Origin of the sequence: Mesorhizobium sp. M0904 (genome assembly GCF_040319475.1) — a bacterium.
Lineage (GTDB): Bacteria > Pseudomonadota > Alphaproteobacteria > Rhizobiales > Rhizobiaceae > Mesorhizobium.
Window position 1 is genome coordinate 102,578 of the sequence record NZ_JAMYOC010000016.1, and the last position, 20,528, is coordinate 123,105.

Below are 20,528 nucleotides of genomic sequence, written 5' to 3' on the forward strand. Positions count from 1 at the left end.
ACCATGGCACCGCGCAAAGTCATCATCACCTGCGCCGTCACCGGGTCGGTGCACACCCCGTCGATGTCGCCGCATCTGCCAGTGACGCCGGACCAGATCGCCGCAGACGCAATCGCCGCCGCCGAGGCCGGCGCTTCGATCCTGCATCTTCATGCCCGCGACCCTAAGGATGGGCGGCCGACCGCCGACCCCGAGGTGTTCATGCAGTTCCTGCCGCGCATCAAGCAGGCGACCGATGCGGTGATCAACATCACCACCGGCGGATCGTCGCTGATGACGCTCGACCAGCGGCTGGCCGCGCCGCTCAGGGCCGAGCCGGAAATGTGTTCGCTCAATATGGGTTCGATGAACTTTGCGCTGTTCCCGATGCTCGAGCGGCCGCGGGAATGGCAGCACGAATGGGAGCCGAAACTGCTCGAGGCCACCCGCGACACGATCTTCAAAAACACCTTTGCCGACATGGAGACGGTGCTCGAGAAGCTCGGGCGCGGTTGCGGCACGCGCTTCGAATTCGAGTGCTACGATGTCGGCCATCTCTATTCGCTGGCGCATTTTCGCGATCGTCGGCTGGTGTCTGGACCTTTGTTCATCCAGTTTGTTTTGGGCATCCTTGGCGGCATCGGCGCCGATCCAGAAAACCTGATCCACATGAAGCGCATCGCCGACAAACTGTTCGGCGACAGCTACCAATTTTCGGTGCTGGCCGCAGGACGCCACCAGATGCCGATGATCTCGATTGCGGCGGCGATGGGCGGCAATGTCCGCGTCGGGCTGGAGGACAGCCTCTACGACGGGCGCCAGCTCGCCAAGTCCAATGCCGACCAGGTGCGCCGCATCCGCAGCGTGCTCGACGGATTGTCGCTGGACGTCGCGACGCCGGCCGAGGCGCGGCAGATGCTGGCGCTCAAGGGCGGCGACCGCGTGGCGTTCTGAGATGCGGCCGTGACCAACCCACCGTCAAGAGACATTGTCATCCGGCCCGGCCGGGTGGAGGACGTCGAAACCATCCACGCCGCGCTCCTACGGCTCGGCGCGCATGTCGGCGCACATCAGGAGATCACCTCGACAGCTCGGGATCTCCGCACCTATGGCTTTGGCGAGAAGCCTGCCTTCTCGACCCTGATCGCCGAGGTCGGCGGCGAGTTTGCCGGGCTTTGCCTGCATTTTCCAATCTTCTCGACATGGATGGGCCGGCCCGGCGTCTATGTGCAGGACCTCTATGTCGAGGACCGTTTTCGCGGCCGCAGGATCGGCGAGCGCCTGCTGCGCCAGGTCGCGGCGCAATGCCGGAAGGACGGCGGCGTCTATCTCAAGCTGTCCGTCGATACCGACAACGAGACCGCCAAGGCTTTTTACGAACGGTTGGGCATTGCCTGGTCCAGCTACGAGCAGGTGCAGAAGATCGTCGGCGACGCCTTTTTCGCCTTCGCCGATGCACCGGAGGAGCTAATATGAAAGCCTTCTATGCCGAAGAACAGAAGCGCCACGACCCGAAGGCATTCCTCTCCAGCGGCGCGCCGCAGCCCAATCCGGAAAAGCCGGAACGGGTCGAGCGATTGTTGGCCGGCGCAAGGGCTGCCGGCTGCACGATCGAACGGCCGCGGGATCACGGACTCGGCCCGATTGCCGCGGTACATACGCCGGAATATCTCGATTTCCTTCACCATATCTTCGCGCGCTGGCAGCGCATCGAGGGCGCCTCGGCCGAGGTCATCCCCAACATCCACCCGATCGCGCGGAACGGCTCCTATCCGGCCTCGGCGGTCGGCCAAGCCGGCTACCACATGGCCGACACAGCCTGCCCGATCTCCGGCGAGACGTGGCAGAGCGCGCTTTGGAGCGCCTGGAGCGCGGTTGAAACCGCCGAGGCGGTGATGTTGGGAGCGCCGGCCGCCTACGCGCTATGCCGGCCGCCCGGCCATCACGCCTTTGCCGACGTCGCCGGCGGCTTCTGCTTCATCAACAATTCGGCGGTCGCCGCACAGGCTCTACGCAAGCAGGCAGCGCGGGTGGCGATCCTCGATGTCGACCTGCATCACGGCAACGGGACGCAAGGCATCTTCTATGCCCGGCCGGACGTGCTCACAGTCTCGCTGCACGCCGACCCAGTGCGTTTCTATCCGTTTTTCTGGGGCTATGCCGACGAGCGCGGCGAAGGCGCCGGCCTCGGCTACAATCTCAACCTGCCGCTGCCGCGCAAATCCGGCGATGCGGCTTTCCTCGAAGCACTGGCGGCAGCGTTCCAGCGCATCAACGCCTTCTCGCCCGATGCGCTTGTGGTCGCGCTGGGGCTAGACGCCTTCGAAGGTGATCCGTTCGGCGGGCTGTCGGTGAGCACGCCTGGTTTTTCGCGCATTGCAGAGGCGATCGCCCGGCTCGGCCTGCCAACGGTCATCATCCAGGAAGGCGGTTATCTCTGCGACGAGCTCGGCGACAATCTCACCGCCTTCCTCACCGGTTTTGGCGGCGCCCACAAGCGGTGATCCGTCGGCGTGGCCCGCTCAGGATCGCTCCTGCCTCAGCATGGCGACAACGCGGTGCACGCTCTCCAGCGTCTCGTCGATCTCGCCTGCAGTGTTGTAATGGGCGATGCCGATGCGCACCACGCCCTGCTCGGCCGGAATGCCGAGCTGGTGGACGATCTCCCAGGCGTAGTTGTGGCCGGACCACAGGAAGATGTTTTCCGCATTCATCTGCCGCACGATCGTCTCCGGCGCTATGCCTTCGACAGTGAACGACACCGTCGGCACACGCTCATTGATCCGCTTCGGATCGGTGATGCCGTGGATGGTCAGGCCGGCAATATCCGACAGACCGTCGATCAACTGTTGCGTTAGCGGGTTCTCGTAAGCGATTGAGACTTCGAAGGCCTTGGCGATTTTCCGCCGACGCGATCCTTGCGCGCCAGCTGCCGCTCCCAACTCGGCAAAATAATCGACAGCCGCCGACAGGCCGGCCATCAATTCAATTTGCGGCGTGCCGAGCTCGAAGCGCTCCGGCAAGGCATTGGACGAGCAACGGCATTTATACGGCTTAAGCGCATCGATAACGTCCAGCCTGCCCCACAAAATTCCCATATGCGGGCCGAAGAACTTGTACGCCGAGCAGATCAGGAAATCGCAGCCGAGGTTTTGGACGTCGATCAGACCATGCGGCGCGAACTGGACGGCATCGATGTAGACCAACGCACCAGCCCGCCTAGCGATGCCGGTCAACGCCTTCACCCGGTTGATCGACCCGGTGAGATTGCTGGCGTAGTTGAGCGCGACGAGCCGCGTCCTCTCGGAAAGCAACGCGGCGAGCGCCGCCTCCTCGATCTGCCAGCTCTGCTGGTCGAAAGGCACCAGCGCACGACAAGGCCAAGGTCTTCAGCCAGTTGCAGCCAGGGTGAGACGTTGCCCTCATGGTCCATGCGGGTGAGGATGATCTCGTCCCCGGGCTTCATCGTGCGGCCGAGCGTTCGCGACATGTGGTAGGTCAATGTCGTCATGTTGGCACCGATGATAATTTCCTGCGGGCTCGCAGCGCCGAGAAAATCCGCCATCGCCAGATGGGCCTCGTCGACAATGTCCTGTGCCGCAATGGTGGTCTCGAAGAAGCCGCCGAGGTTGGCATTGGTGGTCAGCAGGCAGCGTGACACCGCGTCCGCCACCGACTGCGGGACCTGCGTGCCGGCAGGATTGTCGAGATAGATGCGCTGGCGGCCCTTGTCGGTCAGCGACAAAGCCGGAAATTTCGCGCGCACCGCGTCGATCCGGAAGCCCATGGCTGTTCCCCTCTCCTTATGACAATCGGACAACCACGTCCCGACGCGTCAAGGGCACGGATTGCCGACACGCTGGTGGATCGCATCAACGGCTTTCTGCATGTCCTCGGTCCAGACCACGTCGGCGGAAGAGAGCGCCATTTCGAGTTGCGAAATGGTGGTGGCGCCGATGATGTTCGAGGTGACCAAGGGCCGGTTCGAGACATAGGCATTGGCAAACAGCGCCGGCTCCATGCCGAAGGTGCGCGCCAACCGGTTGTATTCGAGCTGCACCTCGGCAGCATTCGGCGTCTCGTAGCGCTGGCCGCGGTTGAACAACTGCGAGCGCGAGCCCTGCGGCCGCGCGCCATGATCGTATTTGCCGGTCAAATAGCCTTGCGCCAGCGGTGAATAGGCAAGCAGCGACACCTGCTCGCGCTCGCAGACTTCGGCAAGGTTCACCTCGAAGGTGCGATTGACGAAATTATAGGCGTTCTGCAGCGAGGCGACGCGCGGGCCGAGGCCCTTGTCGGCTTCGGCAATGAAACGCATGACGCCCCAGGAATTCTCGTTCGACAGGCCGAAATGGCGGATCTTGCCGGCCTTCACCAGTTCATCAAATACGGCAAGCGTCTCGGCGATCGGCGTCTCGCCTTCCGGCACACCGGCGGCATCGGAGCGTCGCGGCAAGGTGCCGATGCGGTTCGGATTGGCGCCCCACGGCACGTCGCGTTCCGGCCAATGGATCTGATATAGGTCGATGTAATCGGTGTTGAGCCTGGCGAGTGACTTATCAATAGCGTCGAAGATATCGGCGCGCACCAGCTTAGACGAGCGGTCGCCGCGAAACCAAGTGTTGGCGGTGCGACCAACTACCTTCGAGGCGATGATCACTGGTCCCGATTGCGCTTCTCCTTCATCCAATTGCCAATGATTGTCTCGGTACGGCCTTGTGTCTCCGCCTTGGGTGGGATCGGATAGAGTTCGGCGGTGTCGATGAAATTGACACCGCGAGCAAACGCCAGATCCATCTGGGCGTGACCGTCCGCCTCGGTGTTCTGCTGGCCCCAAGTCATCGATCCGAGGCAGATTTGCGACACGAAAAGATCGGTCTGGCCGAGACGGCGTTTGTGCATGGAGTTTCCCCGGCGGGAATTTTGCGCGGCTGCGCGAGGAGGAAGCAATAGCATACAGGAAAGCGCCGCCCGCTTCCAAGCCCACCGACGGCAGGTCAGGCGACTTTCCAGGATGCCGGCGAACGGAGTTTTTCGCTGCGTCTAACAAAAAACCGGCCAAGTGCCGGCACTGAGGCCTACGGTCGAAGCACCACAGAAGTTTCGCGGGAACAGCCGAATTATGTCAAAAAAGATCAGGGCAGCATGGCTGCTATGCGAATGCTGCACTGCACAATTGTCATGATCTGCCTATATTGACGGCCGTGGAGGTTCAATAAGGGGCTTGAATCATGGGATTCTTCACTGAAATGTTCGCCCGTCCGCGTCCGCGGGAACAGCTGCGTTATCGTGCGGCACTGGCGCTGCTCCATTCGATGAGCAATGCCGATCGCGCCGATATCGGCGTCAAGCCGGCCGATTTCCCGCGCATCGCCCCGGAAATGTCCCTACGCTAAACAGCGCGCCGTGAGATATCCCGCCGCAGCGGGATATCTCACGAGCTGATCTCAACGCAATCCGAGGAAGATCGACTTGCCCAATGGCACGCCGTTGTGGCGCAGGATGTCGTAGGCGGTGGTCAGGTGGAAATAGAAATTGGGCATGGCGGCATGCAGCAGATACTGCATCCCCGGCATCGAAACCTCGCGTCCCGCGAGCCGCAGTTCGACTATCCTGTCATCTGAACCATCGAATTCGGCCGCCGAGAACGTGGCGAGTAGATCGAGCGTCTTGGTTATGCGCGCCTGCAGCTCGGGGAAGCTCGCCTCATTGTCCTCGTATTTTGGCACCTCGCGCCCGGCAAGCCGCGACGGCGCCCCCTTGGCGTGATCGGTGGCAATCTGTACCTGCCTGGTCAGCGCAAACATGTCCGGCGCCAGCCTCGCCGTCAGATACACCTGCGGGTCGATCTTGCGGTCAGCCGCATTTTGCTCGGCAATGTTCAGCACATTGGCTAGTGCCTTCAGCCTCGCCGAAAATACCGGCACGGATGCTTCATACATTGATATGGTCACAAGAAATCTCCACGCGGCCCGACTGCCCACGGCGAGAGGTAGCGCTTTCGCAGGCGATTGTTCAAGCGTCACCACGTCGCCGCAATCGATATGATAGGATTTTTCATCGAGTGGAGGTTCCCGATGAGACGCGCCTTGTTCGCAGCGAACGCTTTTTTCTCCCTTGCCGCTACCAGCCAACCGGTGCTCGCCGCCGACGCGCCTTACATAGACGACAGGTCGGATGCCGAAGCGGTCATCCGGTCGCTCTACAGCGCCATCAGCCGGCACGAATTCGCGCGCGCGTGGGACTATTTCGGCGACACCAAGCCGGACAAGGATTTCAACTCCTTCGTCAAAGGCTATGACGGCACGGACACGGTCGAAGTCAAAACCGGTGGCGTATCCGAAGACGGGGCTGCCGGCAGCATCTACTACAGCGTTCCGGTCGCCATCCGGGCGACGGCCAAGGACGGCAGCGAGAATGTCTTTGCCGGCTGCTATACGCTGCGCCAGATCAACGCCTCGATCCAGGAACCGCCATTTCGGTCGATCTTCATCGACAAGGGTGCGCTGAAACCCTCAAAGGCCGATTTCGAGGATGCCGTGCCGGCAAGCTGCGGCGAAGGACCGCCGCCGCCGAAGAAGGACGCAGCGCTTGAGCAGGCCAACAAGGCGTTTGCCGCGACTTATGGCGACCAGTGCGACAAGGATCTTTTGCCGCAGAAGCCGGACATCTTCTCGATCCACTATAAGGACAAGGATGCGGCTGCCAGCGATCCCGAAAGCGAAACGCGGCTTTTCCATTTCGCCTGCTCGGCCGCGGCCTACAACGAAAACTCGATCTATTACATGAGCGACGACGTGCTTGGCGTAAGACAATTGCAGTTCGCCGAACCTGAAATGGACATCCGCTACGAGAACAATGACAGCGACGGCAAATTGCTGGGCATGACCATAGTTGGCTTCCAGACCTCCGGCTGGGCAACCAATTCCGATTACGACGAAGAGACCAAGACGATCACCACCTTCAACAAATGGCGTGGCATCGGCGATGCCTCTTCGTCGGGGACCTATCTGTTTCGCAACGGCGATTTTTCCCTGGTCCAGTACGACGTCGACGCGTCTTATGACGGCGAGGAAAATCCGCAGACGGTCGTCGACTACAACACCGCGCCTTAAGGGGCCTTCGACAACATCCAGTTGAGCGTGCCGCGCCAGTCGGTCATGCGGATGGGCGTGCCGTGCGTGCCGGTCTCGAAGCGGACGAAGCGTGTGGGATAGCTCTTTGATTTGGCCAGGATGGAGCGGAAGAAGGCTTCCTGTTTCTCGATTGGAAACACCGGGTCCTTGCTGCCTTGGCCGAAGAAGACCGGCACACGACGCTTGAAGGCGGGGCTTGAGAAGAAACTCTCGTCCCACAGCGAGCCGAGCAGCAGCAGCCCGTCGATGCGCCGGCCGGTATCATTGCGGGCGGCCAGCTTCCAGCATAATGAGCCGCCCATCGAGCCGCAGGCGACGAAGATTTTTGCGCTCGGCGATTGTTCGGCATAGTGGTCGATCAGCGCGGCGATCTGGGCGGCACCTGTGTCGCCGAAATCGGAAAAGTCCGGCGATAGATAGAGACCGCCGTTGCCCGCCATCAGGTTCTTGATGCGATTGAAATTACCGCCGAAGGTAAAGTCGTCGGTGCCCTGCTTACGGCTGCCGCCCTGCCCGTGCAGATAAAGCACGATGATGCTGGCGCCCCCGGTCTTGCCGACGGCAATGTGGCGGACATCGCCGGCGTCGGTCTTCAGCAAGAGATCCTGCTGCACCTTGCGCACGCCGGTTTCGGTGTATTGCGCGTGCACACGACGCTCAGGCACTTCGTCACGAGCGTTGATGTCGCGCAGCTCACGATAATCGACCACCGTATAGGCGCCGTTGCTCTCGGACGAGAGGGTGACCGGATAGGCGAACAGATCGTCCTTGAAGGGTTTGAGTTCGAGAGCGTTGGCATAGGCGACACAAAAGAGCTGCAAAAGAATCGCCATCAGCAGGGCCGGGAGGCCCGAGGGGGGCAAGCGGAACCGGAAGCAGGAACGAAAGGCCATCCCTCAGCCATGCGTTTTTCGGCTTCGGTTTGTCAATCCTGCAGCACGCCGCCGGCGCCTTCCAGCGCCTCGCGCGTGTCGACATCGATCGCTGCCCCTTCGCCGATCTCGACATCGATGACGTCGAGCCCTTCGGCCTCGACCAGATGGCGGGCGCCGGTATCGCCTTGGAGGTGAGCGATCGCGGCAAACAGCGAACGCGGCAGCAGCACCGGATTGCCGCGCCGCCCAGCGTGCGAGGCCCGCACCACCGATCGGCCTTCGGACCTGCGGAACGCCTCCATCAGCCTGTCGAGGTCGGCCGAGGCGACGCCGGGCATATCGCCGAGGACAATCATAGCGCCGGCGGCGTCGCCGGAAATCTTGGCGATGCCGGCCTTTAGCGACGAAGACAGGCCCTCGGCGAAATCCGGATTGTCGGCGAAGGTCACATCGAGGCCAGACAGTGCACTGCGCACGCGCTCGCTCTGGTGGCCGGTGACGACGATGGTGGCCGCGGCTTTCGAACCGACCGCGCGTTCGGCGGTGCGGCGGACCAGAGGCTTGCCATCGAACAGTGCCAAGAGCTTGTTCGGCCCGCCCATGCGGCTGGAGCGGCCGGCGGCCAGAAGCACAATCTCGACCTTTGGTTCGGCTTTGGCCGGCAACGGCTCGCGCGGTTGCGGCCGCGTCGGAATTTCCATCAACAGCCCGCCGACACCCATGCCGGCAATATCCCTGGCGGTCACGTCGAGACCGGCGATCAGCCGGTCGAGCACCCAGTCGAAGCCGTTCTCCTTGGGACTGCGGGCGCAGCCCGGCGCACCGATGATGCGCTTGCCGCCGAGTGTGCCGAGCACCAGCAGATTGCCGGGATCGACCGGCATACCGGCGCGGATGACAGTGCCGCCCGCCCTTTCGATCGCAGCAGGAACGACGTCGCCGAAATCGGCTATCGCCGAAGCGCCGAAGATCACCACCATATCGTTGTCGCGGATCAGCGAGGCCGCGGCCTCGGCGACGGGGATAATTTCATGCGGCGTTCGACGCTCCGCCGTCAGCCTGCCGCCCGAACGCGCCAGGCGTGCTTCGGTGACGCGCAGCGTCTTGTCGAGCACGCTGGGTTTGATGCCGGGCAGCACCGTCTGGATGACGCCGACGCGCACGGGCTGATAGGCGTTGACCGCAAATATCTCGCCGCTCGCGCAGATCCTTGCCACCGCATCGACCAAAGCGGAGGCGACCGCAAACGGAATGATCTTCACCGTTGCCACCATCTGACCTTTTTCGACCGGCGCATGCTGCGCGAGTGTGGCGATGGTGATCGTCGGATCGACGGCGTTGATGGCGTCGATCATCGCCGCGTCGACGGTGAACATGCCGGCAGCCTGCGCGTGCAGGTTGACCCTACCTGTCGCGGCAGGCTTCGCCTCGATGTTGCGATGGATCATACATGCGGCGATCTTTTCAGCGGCGACGTCCTCGCTGAGATCATCGGGCGCCAACACCGCCGCGACGACCTCGGAAATGCCAGCGGCCTTCAACAGGGACACATCCCCGGCGCTTAACCGGTGCGCCTTGCGGAAGCGGCGCCCTCCGGCTGTAGTGGCGTGCGCAAGCACTGCCCCTTCGGCCGCATCGATCGCAACGGGACCAAATTTCACGCGACTGCGCCTTTGGATTCGAGGCCGCGGGAGCGAAAGGCGTGGATCGCTTGCGCCAACACCGCGACGGCGATCTCGGCCGGGCTGGCAGCCCCAATGTCGAGGCCGATCGGGGCATGAATGCGGGCGATCTGGTCGGCTGTCGCCCCCGAAGCCAGCAGGCGTTCCACACGTTTGGCGTGGGTCTTGCGGCTGCCGAGCGCGCCGACATAAAAGCAGCCGGCGTCGAGCGCCGCCTTCAGCGCGAAATCGTCGATCTTCGGATCGTGGGTGAGAGCAGCCAGCGCCGTATAGCTATCGAGCGGCTGACGCGTCAGCACATCCTCTGGCCATTCGGCATGCAGCGCGATATCGGGAAAACGATCGGGCGTGGCAAAGGCCGTGCGCGGATCGATGATCTCGACAGGATAGCCGGCGATCCTGGCCATCGGTGCCAGCGCCTGGCTGATGTGGACGGCGCCGATCACCACCAGGCGCGGCTGCGGCAGATGTGCGTTGAGGAAGAACGTGCGCCCCTCAGCTTCGACCGAACCGGAATTGCCCGTGCGAAATGCCTTGGCGACGGCCGCCCCGAGTTCACCGGCTACCCTGTCTCCCTCGCGCACGACACGGTCGCGGCCGTCGCCGAGATCGGTGACCAGGATTGCCGCGCGGCGGGCGCGGCGTTCGGCGTTGAGTGTCTTCAGCGCATAGGGATCCATTCGAGATCAACCCAATCTTTCTACATAGACCTTGATGCGGCCGCCGCATGACAGGCCGACTTGCCAGGCGGTCTCGTCTGCGACGCCGAATTCGAGCATTTTGGCCTTGCCGCTATCGATAACCTCGACCGCCTCGGTGACTACGGCGCCTTCGACGCAGCCGCCCGAGACGGAGCCGTGGAAATTGCCTTCGGCGTCGATGACCAGGTGGCTGCCGACCGGGCGCGGCGCCGAGCCCCAGGTCTCGACCACGGTGGCAATGGCGACACCCTTGCCGTCCTTCATCCAGCCCTCCGCGATGATTAGCGGGTCGCGAGCCTCATCGAGATAGATACTGCGTTCCATGATCTTCTCCTTGGGAGACATGTGGCTACGCGACGCGCTTCACGCCAGCCTCGATCCACCGGCGCGGGTCGACCGAACCCATAAAAACAGCACGGTTGCCAGCAACCGGTCCGCCACATAATCCGCACGGGTCAACAGATCGAGCGTCTCGTCGATCATCCGCGGCGCCGGACGCGGTTTTCCACTCGGTCATTCTGTCTCCGCGGGCGCGGCCATCTGAAAGCCTCTACAAAGCGTGGTAGCCGCGGTTGTGATAGATCAGCGGCCGCAAATTGTCGCCGATGCGCAAACCTGTAACCTTGCCAAAAAGCACACGGTGGGTCGCCAGATCCTTGGAGTCGATCAGTTCGCAGTCGAAGACAGCGAGCGCGCCCTTCAGCGTCGGCGCACCGGTCGAGATCACATCCCATTCGGCCAACGCGAAACGCTCCTCGACCGGCAGGCCGGTCATGCCGGAAAAGCCGATCGACAGCGGCTCCTGATCCGAAGCCAGCGTGTTCAGGGCAAATTTGCCGTTTTCCACGAACGGCTCATTCTTGGGATTTTCGCGATTGAGGCAGACCAGGATGGTTGGCGGCGTGTCCGACACCGAGCAGGCCGCGATCACCGTCGCGCCGCGCCTGCCGGCGGGGCCATCGGTGGTGACTACATGCACATGACCGGCAAAATGGGCCATCGCGTCGCGGTAGGCCTGCGGCCCGATGTCATTCTTCTTCAGCACCGATGATTTTCCACTAGTCAGAACCAACCGTTATATATGGGGGGATATTGCAGCCCACAAGCGAAGTGCTTGACGTATATCCTGGATTCCCGTGTTGCGCCAAAGCTGGCCAGCCTTTAGGTCTTGACGGCATTGGCGCCGGCAGAACACGCGACCGGCGCGGAGGAATTCTTCGCTCGCATGCGACCTTGGACAACCACAATAGCGGTGCTGGCCTGGCTCTCGGTCGCCGGGGGTGCGAGCGCCGAGAGGCTGCTGGTCGGCGTCGCGGCACCGCTGTCGGGGCCGTCGGCGATCCTCGGCAAACAGATCGAGGCAGGCGCGACAATGGCGGCTGAAGCGAACGACGCCGAAATCACGACGATCGATGACGCCTGCACGGCCGATGGTGGCGCCGCCGCCGCGCGGGAGTTCGCCGCGGCCAAGGTCAACGTCGTCATCGGGTTTTTGTGCACCGACGCAATCGAGGCGGCTCTGCCGATCCTCAAGGATGCCGGCATACCGGTGATCACAGTCGGCGTTCGCACGGAAAGCCTGACCGACCGGCGCGCCAAGACGGGATGGCCGATCTATCGTCTCGGGCCGCGCGGCGACGACGAGCGCAATGCCGTCGCTGCCATCCTCACCCGCCTATGGCAGACCGAGCTGTTCGCCATCGTCGACGACGGCACGATCTATGGCCGCGAAATGGCCGAGACGTTTCGGGCAGCCGCCGAGCAAGCGGCCCTGAAGCCGGTGTTCGTCGACACGTTCCGGCCGCAGCTCGACAACCAGATCGGCCTGATCGGCCGACTTAAGAAAGCCGGCGCAACGCATGTCTTTGCCGGCGGCGACGGCGATGATGTCGCCATTATGGGCCGGGATGCTGGCCAGCTAAATACCGGCATGGTGTTTGCGGGCGGCGAAGCGTTGCGCGCGCCGCTCGGCGATGTGCCTTATGCCATCGGCACGCTGATGATCGCGCCGCCCGAATGGGCCGATGTCGCCGACCCCAAGGTGCTGCAGAGCTTTGCCGGGCAAAACATCGTGCCGGAAGGTTACACCCTGCCCGCCTATGCCGCGGTCGAGATCGCCAAGTCGGCTTCGGCATTGACGCAAAGCTCCGGCGAGAGACTGGCCAACGTGCTGACCGCGCATGACTTCGCCACGGCGATCGGACCGATCCGCTTTGACGAAAAAGGTGACCTGACGCAAAATCCTTATCGAGCCTACCGTTTCGACGGCGGCCGTTTCGTGCCGGCGGAGAGCCAATGATGTCCAGCACGGGGATGTTCCGTACGGGTCCGCGCAATCTCATCACCGACGTCGCCGGCCTGCGTGTCGGCAATGCGGCGAATGCGAAGCTGAAATCCGGCGTGACCACCGTCATCTGCGACGAACCGGCCGTGGCCGGCGTGCAAATCCTGGGCGGTGCGCCAGGCACCCGCGAAACCGACCTGCTCGAGCCGCACAATTCGATCCACGCCATCCATGCCGTGGTGCTTTCCGGCGGCTCGGCTTTTGGCCTCGACGCCGCGTCAGGGGTGCAGGCGGCCTTGCGCGAAAGAGGCATCGGCGTCGAGGTCGGCGGCTTTCGGGTGCCGATCGTGCCGGCGGCGATCCTGTTCGACCTGCGCAATGGCGGCGACAAGGATTGGGGCCGGTATCCGCCTTACCGCGCCCTTGGCTACGAAGCCGCGCAAGCCGCCGCGATCGACTTTGCCCTCGGCACTGCCGGCGCAGGTAGCGGGGCTTTGAGCTCCGGCTTGAAGGGCGGGCTCGGCTCGGCCTCGACAGTGCTGGACAGCGGCGTCACCATCGGCGCGCTCGCCGCTGTCAACCCGACGGGCTCGGTGACTGTCGCCGGGACCCGCCATTTCTGGGCGGCGCCGTTCGAGATCGGCGACGAGTTCGGCGGCTTAGGCTTTCCCCACCCGATGCCTGACGATGCCAGAAAGATCCTGCTGAAGTTCCGTGACAAGCATGCCGCAGAGCAGGCGGAAACCGGCGCCAACACGACCATCGCCGTGATCGCCACCGATGCGGTACTCACCAAGGCCGCCGCCAAACGCCTGGCGATATCAGCGCATGACGGCTTTGTCCGGGCCATTTGGCCGACGCACACGCCCGCAGACGGCGATCTGGTCTTCGCGCTGGCAACAGGCAAGAGCGGCATCGAGCTCAGGCCCAACGATGCGATCGATCTCTACGCCGCGGCCGGCGCCACGATGGCGCGCGCCATCAGCCGCGGCGTCTTTGCCGCGACGCCGGCCGAGGGCGATCTGTTCCCGGTCTGGTCGTCGCGCTGACCGCGCCGCTTATTCGGATTTGCCGTAACCGGACTGGACTTATGATCAAGTGGGGTCGGATTTTTCTTCCTCGAACGTGACCGCAACGTCGGAGTTTGCCGACAGCCGCACCTTTTGGCCCTCGACCTCGGCGACAAGGCTGAGAGGAATGAAGTGGTGATGACCCCTGTGAGCGCCCTCACCGCTGTCGCGCTTGGTCAGCTTGATGCGATCTCCGTCAACCTTGTCGACAGTACCGACATGGACCCCGTCGGCGCCGATCACTTCCATACGTTCGCGAATCTTGGCTGCATCTGTCATGGGGGTCTCCCTTATAGCGCCGCGCCCTTTTGAACGCGCAAAGGACGCTCTAAACATTTTGACTCAATGTGCCGTGCCTTCCGAAATCGATCCTGATTTTCGGAAGGCACGATGCGGTGAAGCTGCCGACAATAACAAACGACAGCCGGATTGGATGCATCGACTTTGTGTTCCAGTCAGCACGATCTTTTGACGGCATCGTGATAGGAATTTAACGGCGTCGACCGCCTGAATGGAATTCCCCATGCGAAATCTTGCTCTGTTTGCCGCCTGCCTGCTTGCCCAGCTGGCAACTTTGGCCGCCGGCCACGCAGGCGATGTCGCCGAGCTTGAGATCCTCGGCTTCAGCCGCGATGGCGGGGTCTTTGCCTTCGAGGAATACGGCGTCCAGGACGGATCGGGATTTCCCTATGCAAACCGCTATTATATCGACACGGCCGACGACAGTTTCCTGAAGGGCTCGCCGATCCGTGTCCGGCTCGACGACGCGAATGCCGCGGTGGACGCGGCGCGGTTGCAGGCCCGGCAAAAGGGCGAAGCGATCGTCAGTCAGGCGGAACTGAAGGCAAATCGCGGCATCACCGCCGGCTTCAACCCGGTGACCGAGCTTTCTGCCGATCCCTTCCGCATGGTGGTCAATCCGCGCCCGATCTTTTCGCCGGTCGACGAGCCGCTCGAGTTCCGGCTCGACCAGATCGGCATGAATGACACCGAGCGCTGCCAGAGCCAGGGCGAGATCAATGGCTTTCGCCTGCTGCGCATCGAGGCGAAGGACGGCGGTCAGACGAGCATTATTCACGAGGACAAATCGATCCCGCAAAGCAGAGGCTGTCCGACCGGCTACCAGATCGGCGCGGTTCAGACATTTTCACTGGATAGCCTCAGCGCCTATGCCGTGCTGATCGCGGTGCGCCAATACGGGTTCGAGGGGCCAGACTATCGCTGGATCGCGGTAACCCGTCGCCTGTGACGTTCCCCGCCATGCGCTATCGCACCCTGCATCGTCTCCGCCGCGCTCTGCCGTCGCTGCGCACGGCATTTGCCGGTGCCTTGCTGTGGGCCATGGCGATGGGCGCCAGCGCGCTCCTCAATCTGCTGCAGTACAATTGGGAGACCCCGGCAAAGATCCGCTTCGTCTCGCTGCTTTATGCAGCCGGCGGTGCGCTCGCTTTCCCGATTGGGCTGTTCCTGGCGCGGCTCGTCTCGCTCGGACGCCACTGGGAGATCGCCCTCGCCGCCGCCTTCGTCTGCCTTCTCGCAGCGACGATTGTCTTCACCGGCGGCCTCTTTGGGCTGCAATACCGCTCCTACTATGTCCAATGGCATGCGCCCGCGTTCACCATCACCTGGGTTTTCCAGTTCGTGTTCACGATGTTGACGGCACTCTACCAGTTCGTCGTCCTTGGCATCCGGCTGTATTTTCCGCTCGGTTTCATTGCGCTCGCTGTCGCCAGTGTCTGGTTTGCGCGCCAGCAACGTTGAGCATTTTGCCTGCCTCTGTTAGGACGCGGGCAAATGCTCTCGCAAGTCAGGACCGACTGATGATCCCTCGCTACTCCCGGCCGGAAATGGTGGCCATCTGGTCGCCCGAAACCCGGTTCCGCATCTGGTTCGAGATCGAGGCCTACGCCTGCGACGCATTGGCCGAGCTCGGCGTCATCCCGAAGGAGGCCGCCAAGACCATCTGGGAGAAAGGCGGGGCGGCGAAATTCGATGTCGAAGCCATCGACGAGATCGAGCGCGTCACCAAGCATGACGTCATCGCCTTTCTCACCCATCTTGCCGAATTCGTCGGGCCGGATGCCCGCTTCATCCACCAGGGCATGACATCCTCGGACGTTCTCGACACCTGTTTTGCCGTGCAGCTCACCCGTGCCAGCGACATCCTGCTGGCCGACATTGACGGGCTGCTTGCGGCGCTCAAGCGCCGCGCCTTCGAGCACAAGGACACGATCACAATCGGCCGCAGCCATGGCATCCATGCCGAGCCGACCACCTTCGGCGTCAAGCTGGCGCAGGCCCATGCCGAATTCTCGCGTTGCCGCGAGAGGCTGGTGCACGCACGCGAGGACATCGCCACCTGCGCCATCTCCGGGGCGGTCGGCACCTTTGCCAATATCGACCCATATGTCGAAGAATACGTGGCCAAGAAACTCGGACTGAAGCCGGAGCCGGTGTCGACGCAGGTGATCCCGCGCGACCGCCACGCGATGTTCTTCGCCACGCTCGGCGTGATCGCCTCGTCGATCGAGCGGCTGGCGATCGAGGTGCGCCATCTGCAGCGCACGGAGGTACTCGAAGCAGAAGAGTACTTTTCACCCGGCCAGAAGGGTTCGTCGGCGATGCCCCACAAGCGCAACCCGGTGCTGACCGAGAACCTAACCGGCCTTGCCCGCATGGTGCGCTCGTTCGCATTGCCGGCAATGGAGAATGTGGCGCTGTGGCACGAGCGCGACATCTCGCATTCCTCGGTCGAGCGCATGATCGGGCCCGACGCGACGGTGACGCTCGATTTCGCGCTCTCACGGCTGACCAGCGTTGTCGACAAACTGCTCGTTTACCCCGACAACATGCTGAAGAACATGAACAAATTCCGTGGCCTTGTGCATTCGCAGCGCGTGCTGCTGGCGCTGACGCAAGCTGGCGTTTCGCGCGAGGACGCCTACCGGCTGGTGCAGCGCAACGCGATGAAGGTGTGGGAGCAAGGCGCTGATTTTCTTGAGGAACTTTTGGCCGACAAGGACGTTGTCGCAGCCTTGCCCGAGGCCGAGATCCGCGAGAAATTCGACTTGGGCTATCATACCAAGCACGTCGATACGATCTTTAGCCGAGTGTTTGGAGAGGCCTGATGATTTCGTCAGCCGGAGATTTCGATTTCCTTGCCCTGCCCGGGCGCGGCAACTCCGGGCCAGATCATTGGATGTCGCATTGGTGCCGGGTGTTCCCCAATTCGAGCCGCGTGCTGCAGGCCGAGTGGGACCGGCCTAAGCTTGGGGACTGGATCGGCCAGGTGGATGCGGCGGTGGCCGCCGCACCGCGCCGCGTCGTGCTACTTGCGCATTCGCTGGCGGTGGCGACGGCGGTGAAGTGGGCTGCTAGTGCCAGTCAAAGCCAACTCGACAAGGTCGCGGCGGCATTCCTGGTTGCCGCGACCAATGTCGAGGATACCGATTCCTCATTCGACGCGGTGCGCCCGTTCGCGCCGATGCCGCTGAAGCGCCTGCCCTTCCCGGCATTGGTGGTGGCGAGCCGCAGCGACCCGCGCGTCACTTTCGACAAGGCGACCGCTTTTGCCGCAGCCTGGGGCGCGGATATCGCCGATGCCGGCGATCTCGGCCATATGGGAAACGAGGCCGGCCTCGGCCTGTGGCCGGCGGGCCTGCTGATGCTTGGCCGCTTGCTTGAAAAGGCGAAGCTCTAACCGAACTACGCCTTGCCGGGAACGGTCCTGATCACCGTGCCCCACGGATCCTCGCGGGTCGTTGCATCAGCCACATTGTCCGAACGCATCTCGACCCAGGCCAAGCCGGAGCGGGCGGGATCGCGGCGGCCGGCACCCGCGCTCTGCCACGCATTTGCGCCAATGTGGTGATGGTAGCCGCCGGACGACAAGAATACCGCCGCGCCACCGTATTTTGCCACGGTGTCGAAACCGAACTCCTGATGCCACCATGCTTCGGCTTCTTCCGGCCGGCCGACCCGCAGATGGACGTGGCCGATAATGCTGTTTTCCGGCGCGCCCTGCCAGCCGACGTCACCGGCCGGCACTTCGGCAATGACCGACGGAATGTTCAGCCGCTCCGTCGCCATCGCGATCTTGTCGCCATTCCATTTCCAATCCTGGGGGCGGCGGTCGGCATAGATCTCGATGCCGTTGCCTTCCGGGTCGGTAAGATAAAGCGCCTCGCTGACCAGATGATCGGACGCGCCCTCGATGCCAATCTTGCCCGCGATAGCGTGGTTGATCCAGCGGCCGAGATCGACCCGGCTAGGGAGCAGGAAGGCGGTGTGGAAAAGACCGGCGCTGCGCGGGTCATCGGGTTTCGCAGCCGGATCCGCTTCGATGTCGAGCAAAGGGCGATTGACTGCGCCGAGCGTAATCGTGCCGCCGGCGCGGCTCAGTTCCTGCAAACCGACGACTTTGCTATAGTAGGCAGCGAGATTTTCTGCATCGCGCGCCCGCAAGCCGACGCGGGCAACGCTGACCGGGGTCGTTGCGGCAAAAGGCAGTTCGCTCATCGAAGTGCTCCGTTCAGCCGGCGCTCGACAAGCTTCCAACGGAGGAACCTGGCGCCATCAATCATTCTACGCCGTGTCCGTGCCAAAATCTCGGAACAGCCATTCTTTCCTGGCGACAGATCGTCGATCGCTATCGTTCACACAAGAGCGCAAGAAGCGAACAAGGTGTTCACAATAGCGAGCAGACCGGACTCATGAGAGGTGCGTTTGCATGTCAGTGTTGAGTTCATACCCGGTTGCACCCGACAGCGCCTCTCGCTACATGCGCGCCATGAAAGTCAGGGAAGCAGATATTCTCATCGTGCCGGGCTACACCAATTCCGGCCCCGATCATTGGCAGAGCCGCTGGCAGGCGAAACTATCGACAGCGCGCCGCGTCGAACAGACGGAATGGTCGAAGCCGGTGCGCGAGGATTGGACGGCCGGTGTCGCCAAGGCGGTTAACCAGGCCGAGCGGCCGGTCGTCATTGTCGCTCACTCGCTTGGCGTCGCCGCGGTCATCCAGGCATTGTCTCGGTTCGAGCGACCGGTCGCCGGCGCTTTCTTCGTGGCGCCGCCCGATGTCGCCAATCCAAAGATAAAGCCGAGGCACCTGATGACCTTCGGTCCCTATCCGCGCGATCCTCTGCCATTTCCGTCGGTGGTGATCGCCAGCCGCAACGACCCGTTCTGCGCCTTTGGCGTCGCCGAGGACATTGCCGCGGCCTGGGGCTCGCTGTTCATCGACGCCGGCGATGCCGGTCATCTCAACGCGGATTCCGGCTTCGGCCCCTGGCCCGAAGGTTCGATGACGTTCGCGAAATTCCTGACGGATCTCTAGGAAGCGATCGAATCCCTGACGCTGCTCAGCAGGGTCTTTGCCCCAAGCGAAATCAGCGAATGCTCCGAACCCATCGCCAGCAGCCGGTAACCCATCGACACCACACGACCGGCAATGGCCGGTTCCATCACGTAGATCGCCGCATGCTTGCCGGCCTTGCGGGTGCGCTCGGCGATCGAGGCGACGGTCTCCATCATGCTCTCCAGCGTCGAGCTGACGGTGGTCCCCTTCGACCAGGCGATCGAGAAATCCGACGGGCCGAGGAAGATCCCGTCGATACCCGGCGTGTCGAGGATGCCGTCGAGTGCAGCAAGCGCGGCGCGCGTTTCGACCATGGCGAACGCCATGGTGCGCTGGTTGCTGTCGCGCAGCCAGTCGGCATGATCGCCTTTGCCATGGCGCGGAAAGGCATAGGTGGGGCCCCAGGAGCGCTCGCCGAGCGGCGGGTATTTCATGGCGGCGGCAAACAGCCTTGCGTCCGCCACTGAATTCACCATCGGCGCAATCACAGCCTCGGCGCCGAAGTCGAGCGCGCGGCTGGCCATGTCGAAGCGGCCGACCGGGATGCGCACCAAAGCCGGCTTGTTGGCGGCCAGCACCGGCACAAGCCCGCGCAGCACGCTGTCCTCGTGATGGCCACCATGCTGCATGTCGAGCGTAACCGCGTCGAATCCTTGTCTGGCCAGTATCTCGACCGTCAAAGCATCCGGCACGCCTGACCATGCGGTGAACAGTGTCTCGTCGGCCGCAAGGCGTGACTTCAGGGACATTGGCGATTTCCTCTTTGGTTGCAACAATTCAGCCGGAAATGACCGCAAAGGCAAAGAAAAACCGCCCGGTTGGGCCGAGCGGTCGATTGGTCCAGCATTCGATCGGTATAGAGAAGGATCAGGTGTTCTTGATCTGCTCGATCGCCTGCGCCATCAATTCATCCATGGTGCGGCGGATCTGATGGTCCGACTGGTCAATGCCGGCCGCATCGAAATCCTTGCGTATCTTGCGGAAAACGTCGTGATCGCCGGCTTCCTCAATGTCGCTGACGACCACTTCCCTGGCATAAGCGTCGGCATCGGTGCCTGACTTGCCGAGCTTTTCGGCAGCCCACAGGCCGAGCGCTCTGTTGCGGCGTGCCGCAGCCTTGAACCGAAGTTCCTCATCGAATGCGAATTTGCGCTCAAAGCCCTCTTCGCGGTCTTTCATGCTGCTCATGGCATCCCTCCGTGAAATCCGATTCGTCGTGCCAATATGTGTTGCCGGAGCACAAACCAAAAGGGCGCCGGCCGGTCAATATGCTACATTGCTTGCTGCGCTGCGGCATTTCGGTCCCCGAAAGCGGTTGATTGAAAGGATTTGCCGATTGAGCAAACAGTGCGATTGGGATAGACACCGGCATTGAACCCCACCGTCGCCATCTTATTTTAGGCAGACGGACAGGAACTGGTCGCTTGCCGCCTGCCCGCAAA

Annotated in this window: 22 protein-coding genes and 3 pseudogenes; 12 read left to right on the forward strand and 13 right to left on the reverse strand. The window is 62.7% G+C overall.

Annotation, left to right across the window (positions count from 1 at the left end; translation table 11 throughout):
• Window positions 1-3: 3 nt before the first annotated feature.
• From kce to NKH80_RS18240, 3 genes are read left to right on the forward strand one after another with little or no spacing between them, the layout of a single operon-like run.
• Entirely contained in the window at window positions 4-933 is a 930-nt protein-coding gene (gene kce, locus NKH80_RS18230; protein WP_352702985.1) for a 3,5-dioxohexanoate:acetyl-CoA acetone transferase, read from the forward strand.
• A gap of 9 nt (window positions 934-942) precedes the next feature.
• Window positions 943-1,455, forward strand: coding sequence for a GNAT family N-acetyltransferase (locus NKH80_RS18235; RefSeq protein WP_352992812.1), 513 nt, complete (start codon window positions 943-945; stop codon window positions 1,453-1,455).
• Entirely contained in the window at window positions 1,452-2,483 is a 1,032-nt protein-coding gene (locus NKH80_RS18240) for a histone deacetylase family protein (protein WP_352702990.1), read from the forward strand. The genes NKH80_RS18235 and NKH80_RS18240 overlap by 4 nt, the downstream gene beginning before the upstream one ends.
• Window positions 2,484-2,501: 18 nt before the next feature.
• Here NKH80_RS18240 and NKH80_RS18245 read toward each other — a convergent pair.
• Window positions 2,502-3,766: pseudogene (locus NKH80_RS18245) on the reverse strand (cysteine desulfurase-like protein).
• A gap of 48 nt (window positions 3,767-3,814) precedes the next feature.
• Window positions 3,815-4,881, reverse strand: a pseudogene (locus NKH80_RS18250) (aldo/keto reductase).
• Between the two features lie 329 nt (window positions 4,882-5,210).
• Between NKH80_RS18250 and NKH80_RS18255 the strand changes: the two are divergent.
• The gene (locus NKH80_RS18255) at window positions 5,211-5,375 is read left to right on the forward strand and encodes a hypothetical protein (protein WP_352992814.1); all 165 of its coding nucleotides are present in this window, start codon (window positions 5,211-5,213) and stop codon (window positions 5,373-5,375) included.
• Between the two features lie 51 nt (window positions 5,376-5,426).
• Here the strand turns inward: NKH80_RS18255 and NKH80_RS18260 are convergent, their stop codons facing one another.
• Window positions 5,427-5,933 (reverse strand): DUF1993 domain-containing protein, encoded by a 507-nt coding sequence (locus tag NKH80_RS18260; protein ID WP_352992816.1) that lies wholly within the window; start codon window positions 5,931-5,933, stop codon window positions 5,427-5,429.
• Between the two features lie 123 nt (window positions 5,934-6,056).
• Between NKH80_RS18260 and NKH80_RS18265 the strand changes: the two genes are divergently transcribed.
• Window positions 6,057-7,094 (forward strand): DUF1176 domain-containing protein, encoded by a 1,038-nt coding sequence (locus NKH80_RS18265; protein WP_352992818.1) that lies wholly within the window; start codon window positions 6,057-6,059, stop codon window positions 7,092-7,094.
• On the opposite strand, the gene NKH80_RS18270 is transcribed toward NKH80_RS18265, so the two are convergent.
• The 6 genes and pseudogenes from NKH80_RS18270 to NKH80_RS18290 form a co-directional block, all read right to left on the reverse strand.
• Window positions 7,091-7,948, reverse strand: coding sequence for an alpha/beta hydrolase family protein (locus NKH80_RS18270; protein WP_352506411.1), 858 nt, complete (start codon window positions 7,946-7,948; stop codon window positions 7,091-7,093). The genes NKH80_RS18265 and NKH80_RS18270 overlap by 4 nt on opposite strands.
• Before the next feature lie 92 nt (window positions 7,949-8,040).
• Complete coding sequence (locus NKH80_RS18275) at window positions 8,041-9,651, reverse strand: NTP transferase domain-containing protein (protein WP_352992820.1); 1,611 nt, start codon at window positions 9,649-9,651, stop codon at window positions 8,041-8,043.
• Entirely contained in the window at window positions 9,648-10,352 is a 705-nt protein-coding gene (locus tag NKH80_RS18280) for an XdhC family protein (RefSeq protein WP_352474019.1), read from the reverse strand. Before NKH80_RS18280 ends, NKH80_RS18275 begins: the two co-directional genes overlap by 4 nt.
• A 6-nt stretch (window positions 10,353-10,358) precedes the next feature.
• Entirely contained in the window at window positions 10,359-10,697 is a 339-nt protein-coding gene (locus NKH80_RS18285; RefSeq protein ID WP_352992821.1) for an XdhC family protein, read from the reverse strand.
• Between the two features lie 63 nt (window positions 10,698-10,760).
• Window positions 10,761-10,856: pseudogene (locus NKH80_RS30130) on the reverse strand (AAA family ATPase); the annotation flags it as partial.
• Between the two features lie 67 nt (window positions 10,857-10,923).
• A complete protein-coding gene (locus NKH80_RS18290; protein WP_352506415.1) occupies window positions 10,924-11,418 on the reverse strand; it encodes a flavin reductase in 495 nt (164 codons plus the stop codon).
• A gap of 180 nt (window positions 11,419-11,598) precedes the next feature.
• Between NKH80_RS18290 and NKH80_RS18295 the strand changes: the two genes are divergently transcribed.
• Together NKH80_RS18295 and NKH80_RS18300 are read left to right on the forward strand one after the other, a co-directional pair.
• Window positions 11,599-12,672: a branched-chain amino acid ABC transporter substrate-binding protein gene (locus tag NKH80_RS18295; RefSeq protein WP_352477374.1), complete on the forward strand. Its 1,074-nt coding sequence runs from the start codon at window positions 11,599-11,601 to the stop codon at window positions 12,670-12,672.
• A gap of 14 nt (window positions 12,673-12,686) precedes the next feature.
• Window positions 12,687-13,706, forward strand: coding sequence for a P1 family peptidase (locus NKH80_RS18300; RefSeq protein ID WP_352992850.1), 1,020 nt, complete (start codon window positions 12,687-12,689; stop codon window positions 13,704-13,706).
• 45 nt (window positions 13,707-13,751) lie between these two features.
• Here NKH80_RS18300 and NKH80_RS18305 read toward each other — a convergent pair whose 3' ends face one another.
• The gene (locus NKH80_RS18305; RefSeq protein WP_254817658.1) at window positions 13,752-14,006 is read right to left on the reverse strand and encodes a DUF2171 domain-containing protein; all 255 of its coding nucleotides are present in this window, start codon (window positions 14,004-14,006) and stop codon (window positions 13,752-13,754) included.
• 244 nt (window positions 14,007-14,250) lie between these two features.
• Between NKH80_RS18305 and NKH80_RS18310 the strand changes: the two genes are divergently transcribed.
• The 4 genes from NKH80_RS18310 to NKH80_RS18325 are packed head-to-tail and all read left to right on the forward strand — an operon-like array spanning window position 14,251 to window position 17,427.
• Entirely contained in the window at window positions 14,251-14,976 is a 726-nt protein-coding gene (locus tag NKH80_RS18310) for a DUF2259 domain-containing protein (RefSeq protein WP_352992824.1), read from the forward strand.
• Window positions 14,977-14,987: 11 nt separating this feature from the next.
• A complete protein-coding gene (locus tag NKH80_RS18315) occupies window positions 14,988-15,488 on the forward strand; it encodes a hypothetical protein (protein WP_352820883.1) in 501 nt (166 codons plus the stop codon).
• A gap of 59 nt (window positions 15,489-15,547) precedes the next feature.
• Window positions 15,548-16,855, forward strand: a complete 1,308-nt coding sequence (gene purB / locus NKH80_RS18320) for an adenylosuccinate lyase (RefSeq protein WP_352820880.1) — start codon at window positions 15,548-15,550, stop codon at window positions 16,853-16,855.
• A complete protein-coding gene (locus tag NKH80_RS18325; RefSeq protein ID WP_352820877.1) occupies window positions 16,855-17,427 on the forward strand; it encodes an RBBP9/YdeN family alpha/beta hydrolase in 573 nt (190 codons plus the stop codon). Before purB ends, NKH80_RS18325 begins: the two co-directional genes overlap by 1 nt.
• 5 nt (window positions 17,428-17,432) lie before the next feature.
• Here the strand turns inward: NKH80_RS18325 and NKH80_RS18330 are convergent, their stop codons facing one another.
• The gene (locus tag NKH80_RS18330) at window positions 17,433-18,245 is read right to left on the reverse strand and encodes a VOC family protein (protein WP_352820874.1); all 813 of its coding nucleotides are present in this window, start codon (window positions 18,243-18,245) and stop codon (window positions 17,433-17,435) included.
• A 271-nt stretch (window positions 18,246-18,516) separates the two neighbouring features.
• On the opposite strand from NKH80_RS18330, the gene NKH80_RS18335 reads away from it, so the two are divergent.
• Window positions 18,517-19,065, forward strand: coding sequence for an RBBP9/YdeN family alpha/beta hydrolase (locus NKH80_RS18335; RefSeq protein WP_352820979.1), 549 nt, complete (start codon window positions 18,517-18,519; stop codon window positions 19,063-19,065).
• On the opposite strand, the gene NKH80_RS18340 is transcribed toward NKH80_RS18335, so the two are convergent.
• Both NKH80_RS18340 and NKH80_RS18345 read right to left on the reverse strand, forming a co-directional pair.
• Complete coding sequence (locus NKH80_RS18340) at window positions 19,062-19,835, reverse strand: HpcH/HpaI aldolase family protein (RefSeq protein WP_352506422.1); 774 nt, start codon at window positions 19,833-19,835, stop codon at window positions 19,062-19,064. The genes NKH80_RS18335 and NKH80_RS18340 overlap by 4 nt on opposite strands.
• A gap of 118 nt (window positions 19,836-19,953) precedes the next feature.
• Entirely contained in the window at window positions 19,954-20,274 is a 321-nt protein-coding gene (locus tag NKH80_RS18345) for a DUF1476 domain-containing protein (protein WP_254817651.1), read from the reverse strand.
• Between the last annotated feature and the right edge of the window lie 254 nt (window positions 20,275-20,528).

Excerpts from the sequence above, each read along its gene's own strand:
- NKH80_RS18345 (WP_254817651.1), bottom strand. The coding sequence starts at position 20,274 with ATGAGCAGCATGAAAGACCGCGAAGAGGGCTTTGAGCGCAAATTCGCA.
- NKH80_RS18255 (WP_352992814.1), top strand. The coding sequence starts at position 5,211 with ATGGGATTCTTCACTGAAATGTTCGCCCGTCCGCGTCCGCGGGAACAG.
- kce (WP_352702985.1), top strand. The coding sequence starts at position 4 with ATGGCACCGCGCAAAGTCATCATCACCTGCGCCGTCACCGGGTCGGTG.
- NKH80_RS18340 (WP_352506422.1), bottom strand. The coding sequence starts at position 19,835 with ATGTCCCTGAAGTCACGCCTTGCGGCCGACGAGACACTGTTCACCGCA.
- NKH80_RS18295 (WP_352477374.1), top strand. The coding sequence starts at position 11,599 with ATGCGACCTTGGACAACCACAATAGCGGTGCTGGCCTGGCTCTCGGTC.
- NKH80_RS18240 (WP_352702990.1), top strand. The coding sequence starts at position 1,452 with ATGAAAGCCTTCTATGCCGAAGAACAGAAGCGCCACGACCCGAAGGCA.
- NKH80_RS18310 (WP_352992824.1), top strand. The coding sequence starts at position 14,251 with ATGCGAAATCTTGCTCTGTTTGCCGCCTGCCTGCTTGCCCAGCTGGCA.
- NKH80_RS18270 (WP_352506411.1), bottom strand. The coding sequence starts at position 7,948 with ATGGCGATTCTTTTGCAGCTCTTTTGTGTCGCCTATGCCAACGCTCTC.
- NKH80_RS18285 (WP_352992821.1), bottom strand. The coding sequence starts at position 10,697 with ATGGAACGCAGTATCTATCTCGATGAGGCTCGCGACCCGCTAATCATC.
- purB (WP_352820880.1), top strand. The coding sequence starts at position 15,548 with ATGATCCCTCGCTACTCCCGGCCGGAAATGGTGGCCATCTGGTCGCCC.
- NKH80_RS18315 (WP_352820883.1), top strand. The coding sequence starts at position 14,988 with ATGCGCTATCGCACCCTGCATCGTCTCCGCCGCGCTCTGCCGTCGCTG.
- NKH80_RS18330 (WP_352820874.1), bottom strand. The coding sequence starts at position 18,245 with ATGAGCGAACTGCCTTTTGCCGCAACGACCCCGGTCAGCGTTGCCCGC.
- NKH80_RS18280 (WP_352474019.1), bottom strand. The coding sequence starts at position 10,352 with ATGGATCCCTATGCGCTGAAGACACTCAACGCCGAACGCCGCGCCCGC.
- NKH80_RS18325 (WP_352820877.1), top strand. The coding sequence starts at position 16,855 with ATGATTTCGTCAGCCGGAGATTTCGATTTCCTTGCCCTGCCCGGGCGC.
- NKH80_RS18335 (WP_352820979.1), top strand. The coding sequence starts at position 18,517 with ATGAAAGTCAGGGAAGCAGATATTCTCATCGTGCCGGGCTACACCAAT.
- NKH80_RS18305 (WP_254817658.1), bottom strand. The coding sequence starts at position 14,006 with ATGACAGATGCAGCCAAGATTCGCGAACGTATGGAAGTGATCGGCGCC.
- NKH80_RS18300 (WP_352992850.1), top strand. The coding sequence starts at position 12,687 with ATGTTCCGTACGGGTCCGCGCAATCTCATCACCGACGTCGCCGGCCTG.
- NKH80_RS18265 (WP_352992818.1), top strand. The coding sequence starts at position 6,057 with ATGAGACGCGCCTTGTTCGCAGCGAACGCTTTTTTCTCCCTTGCCGCT.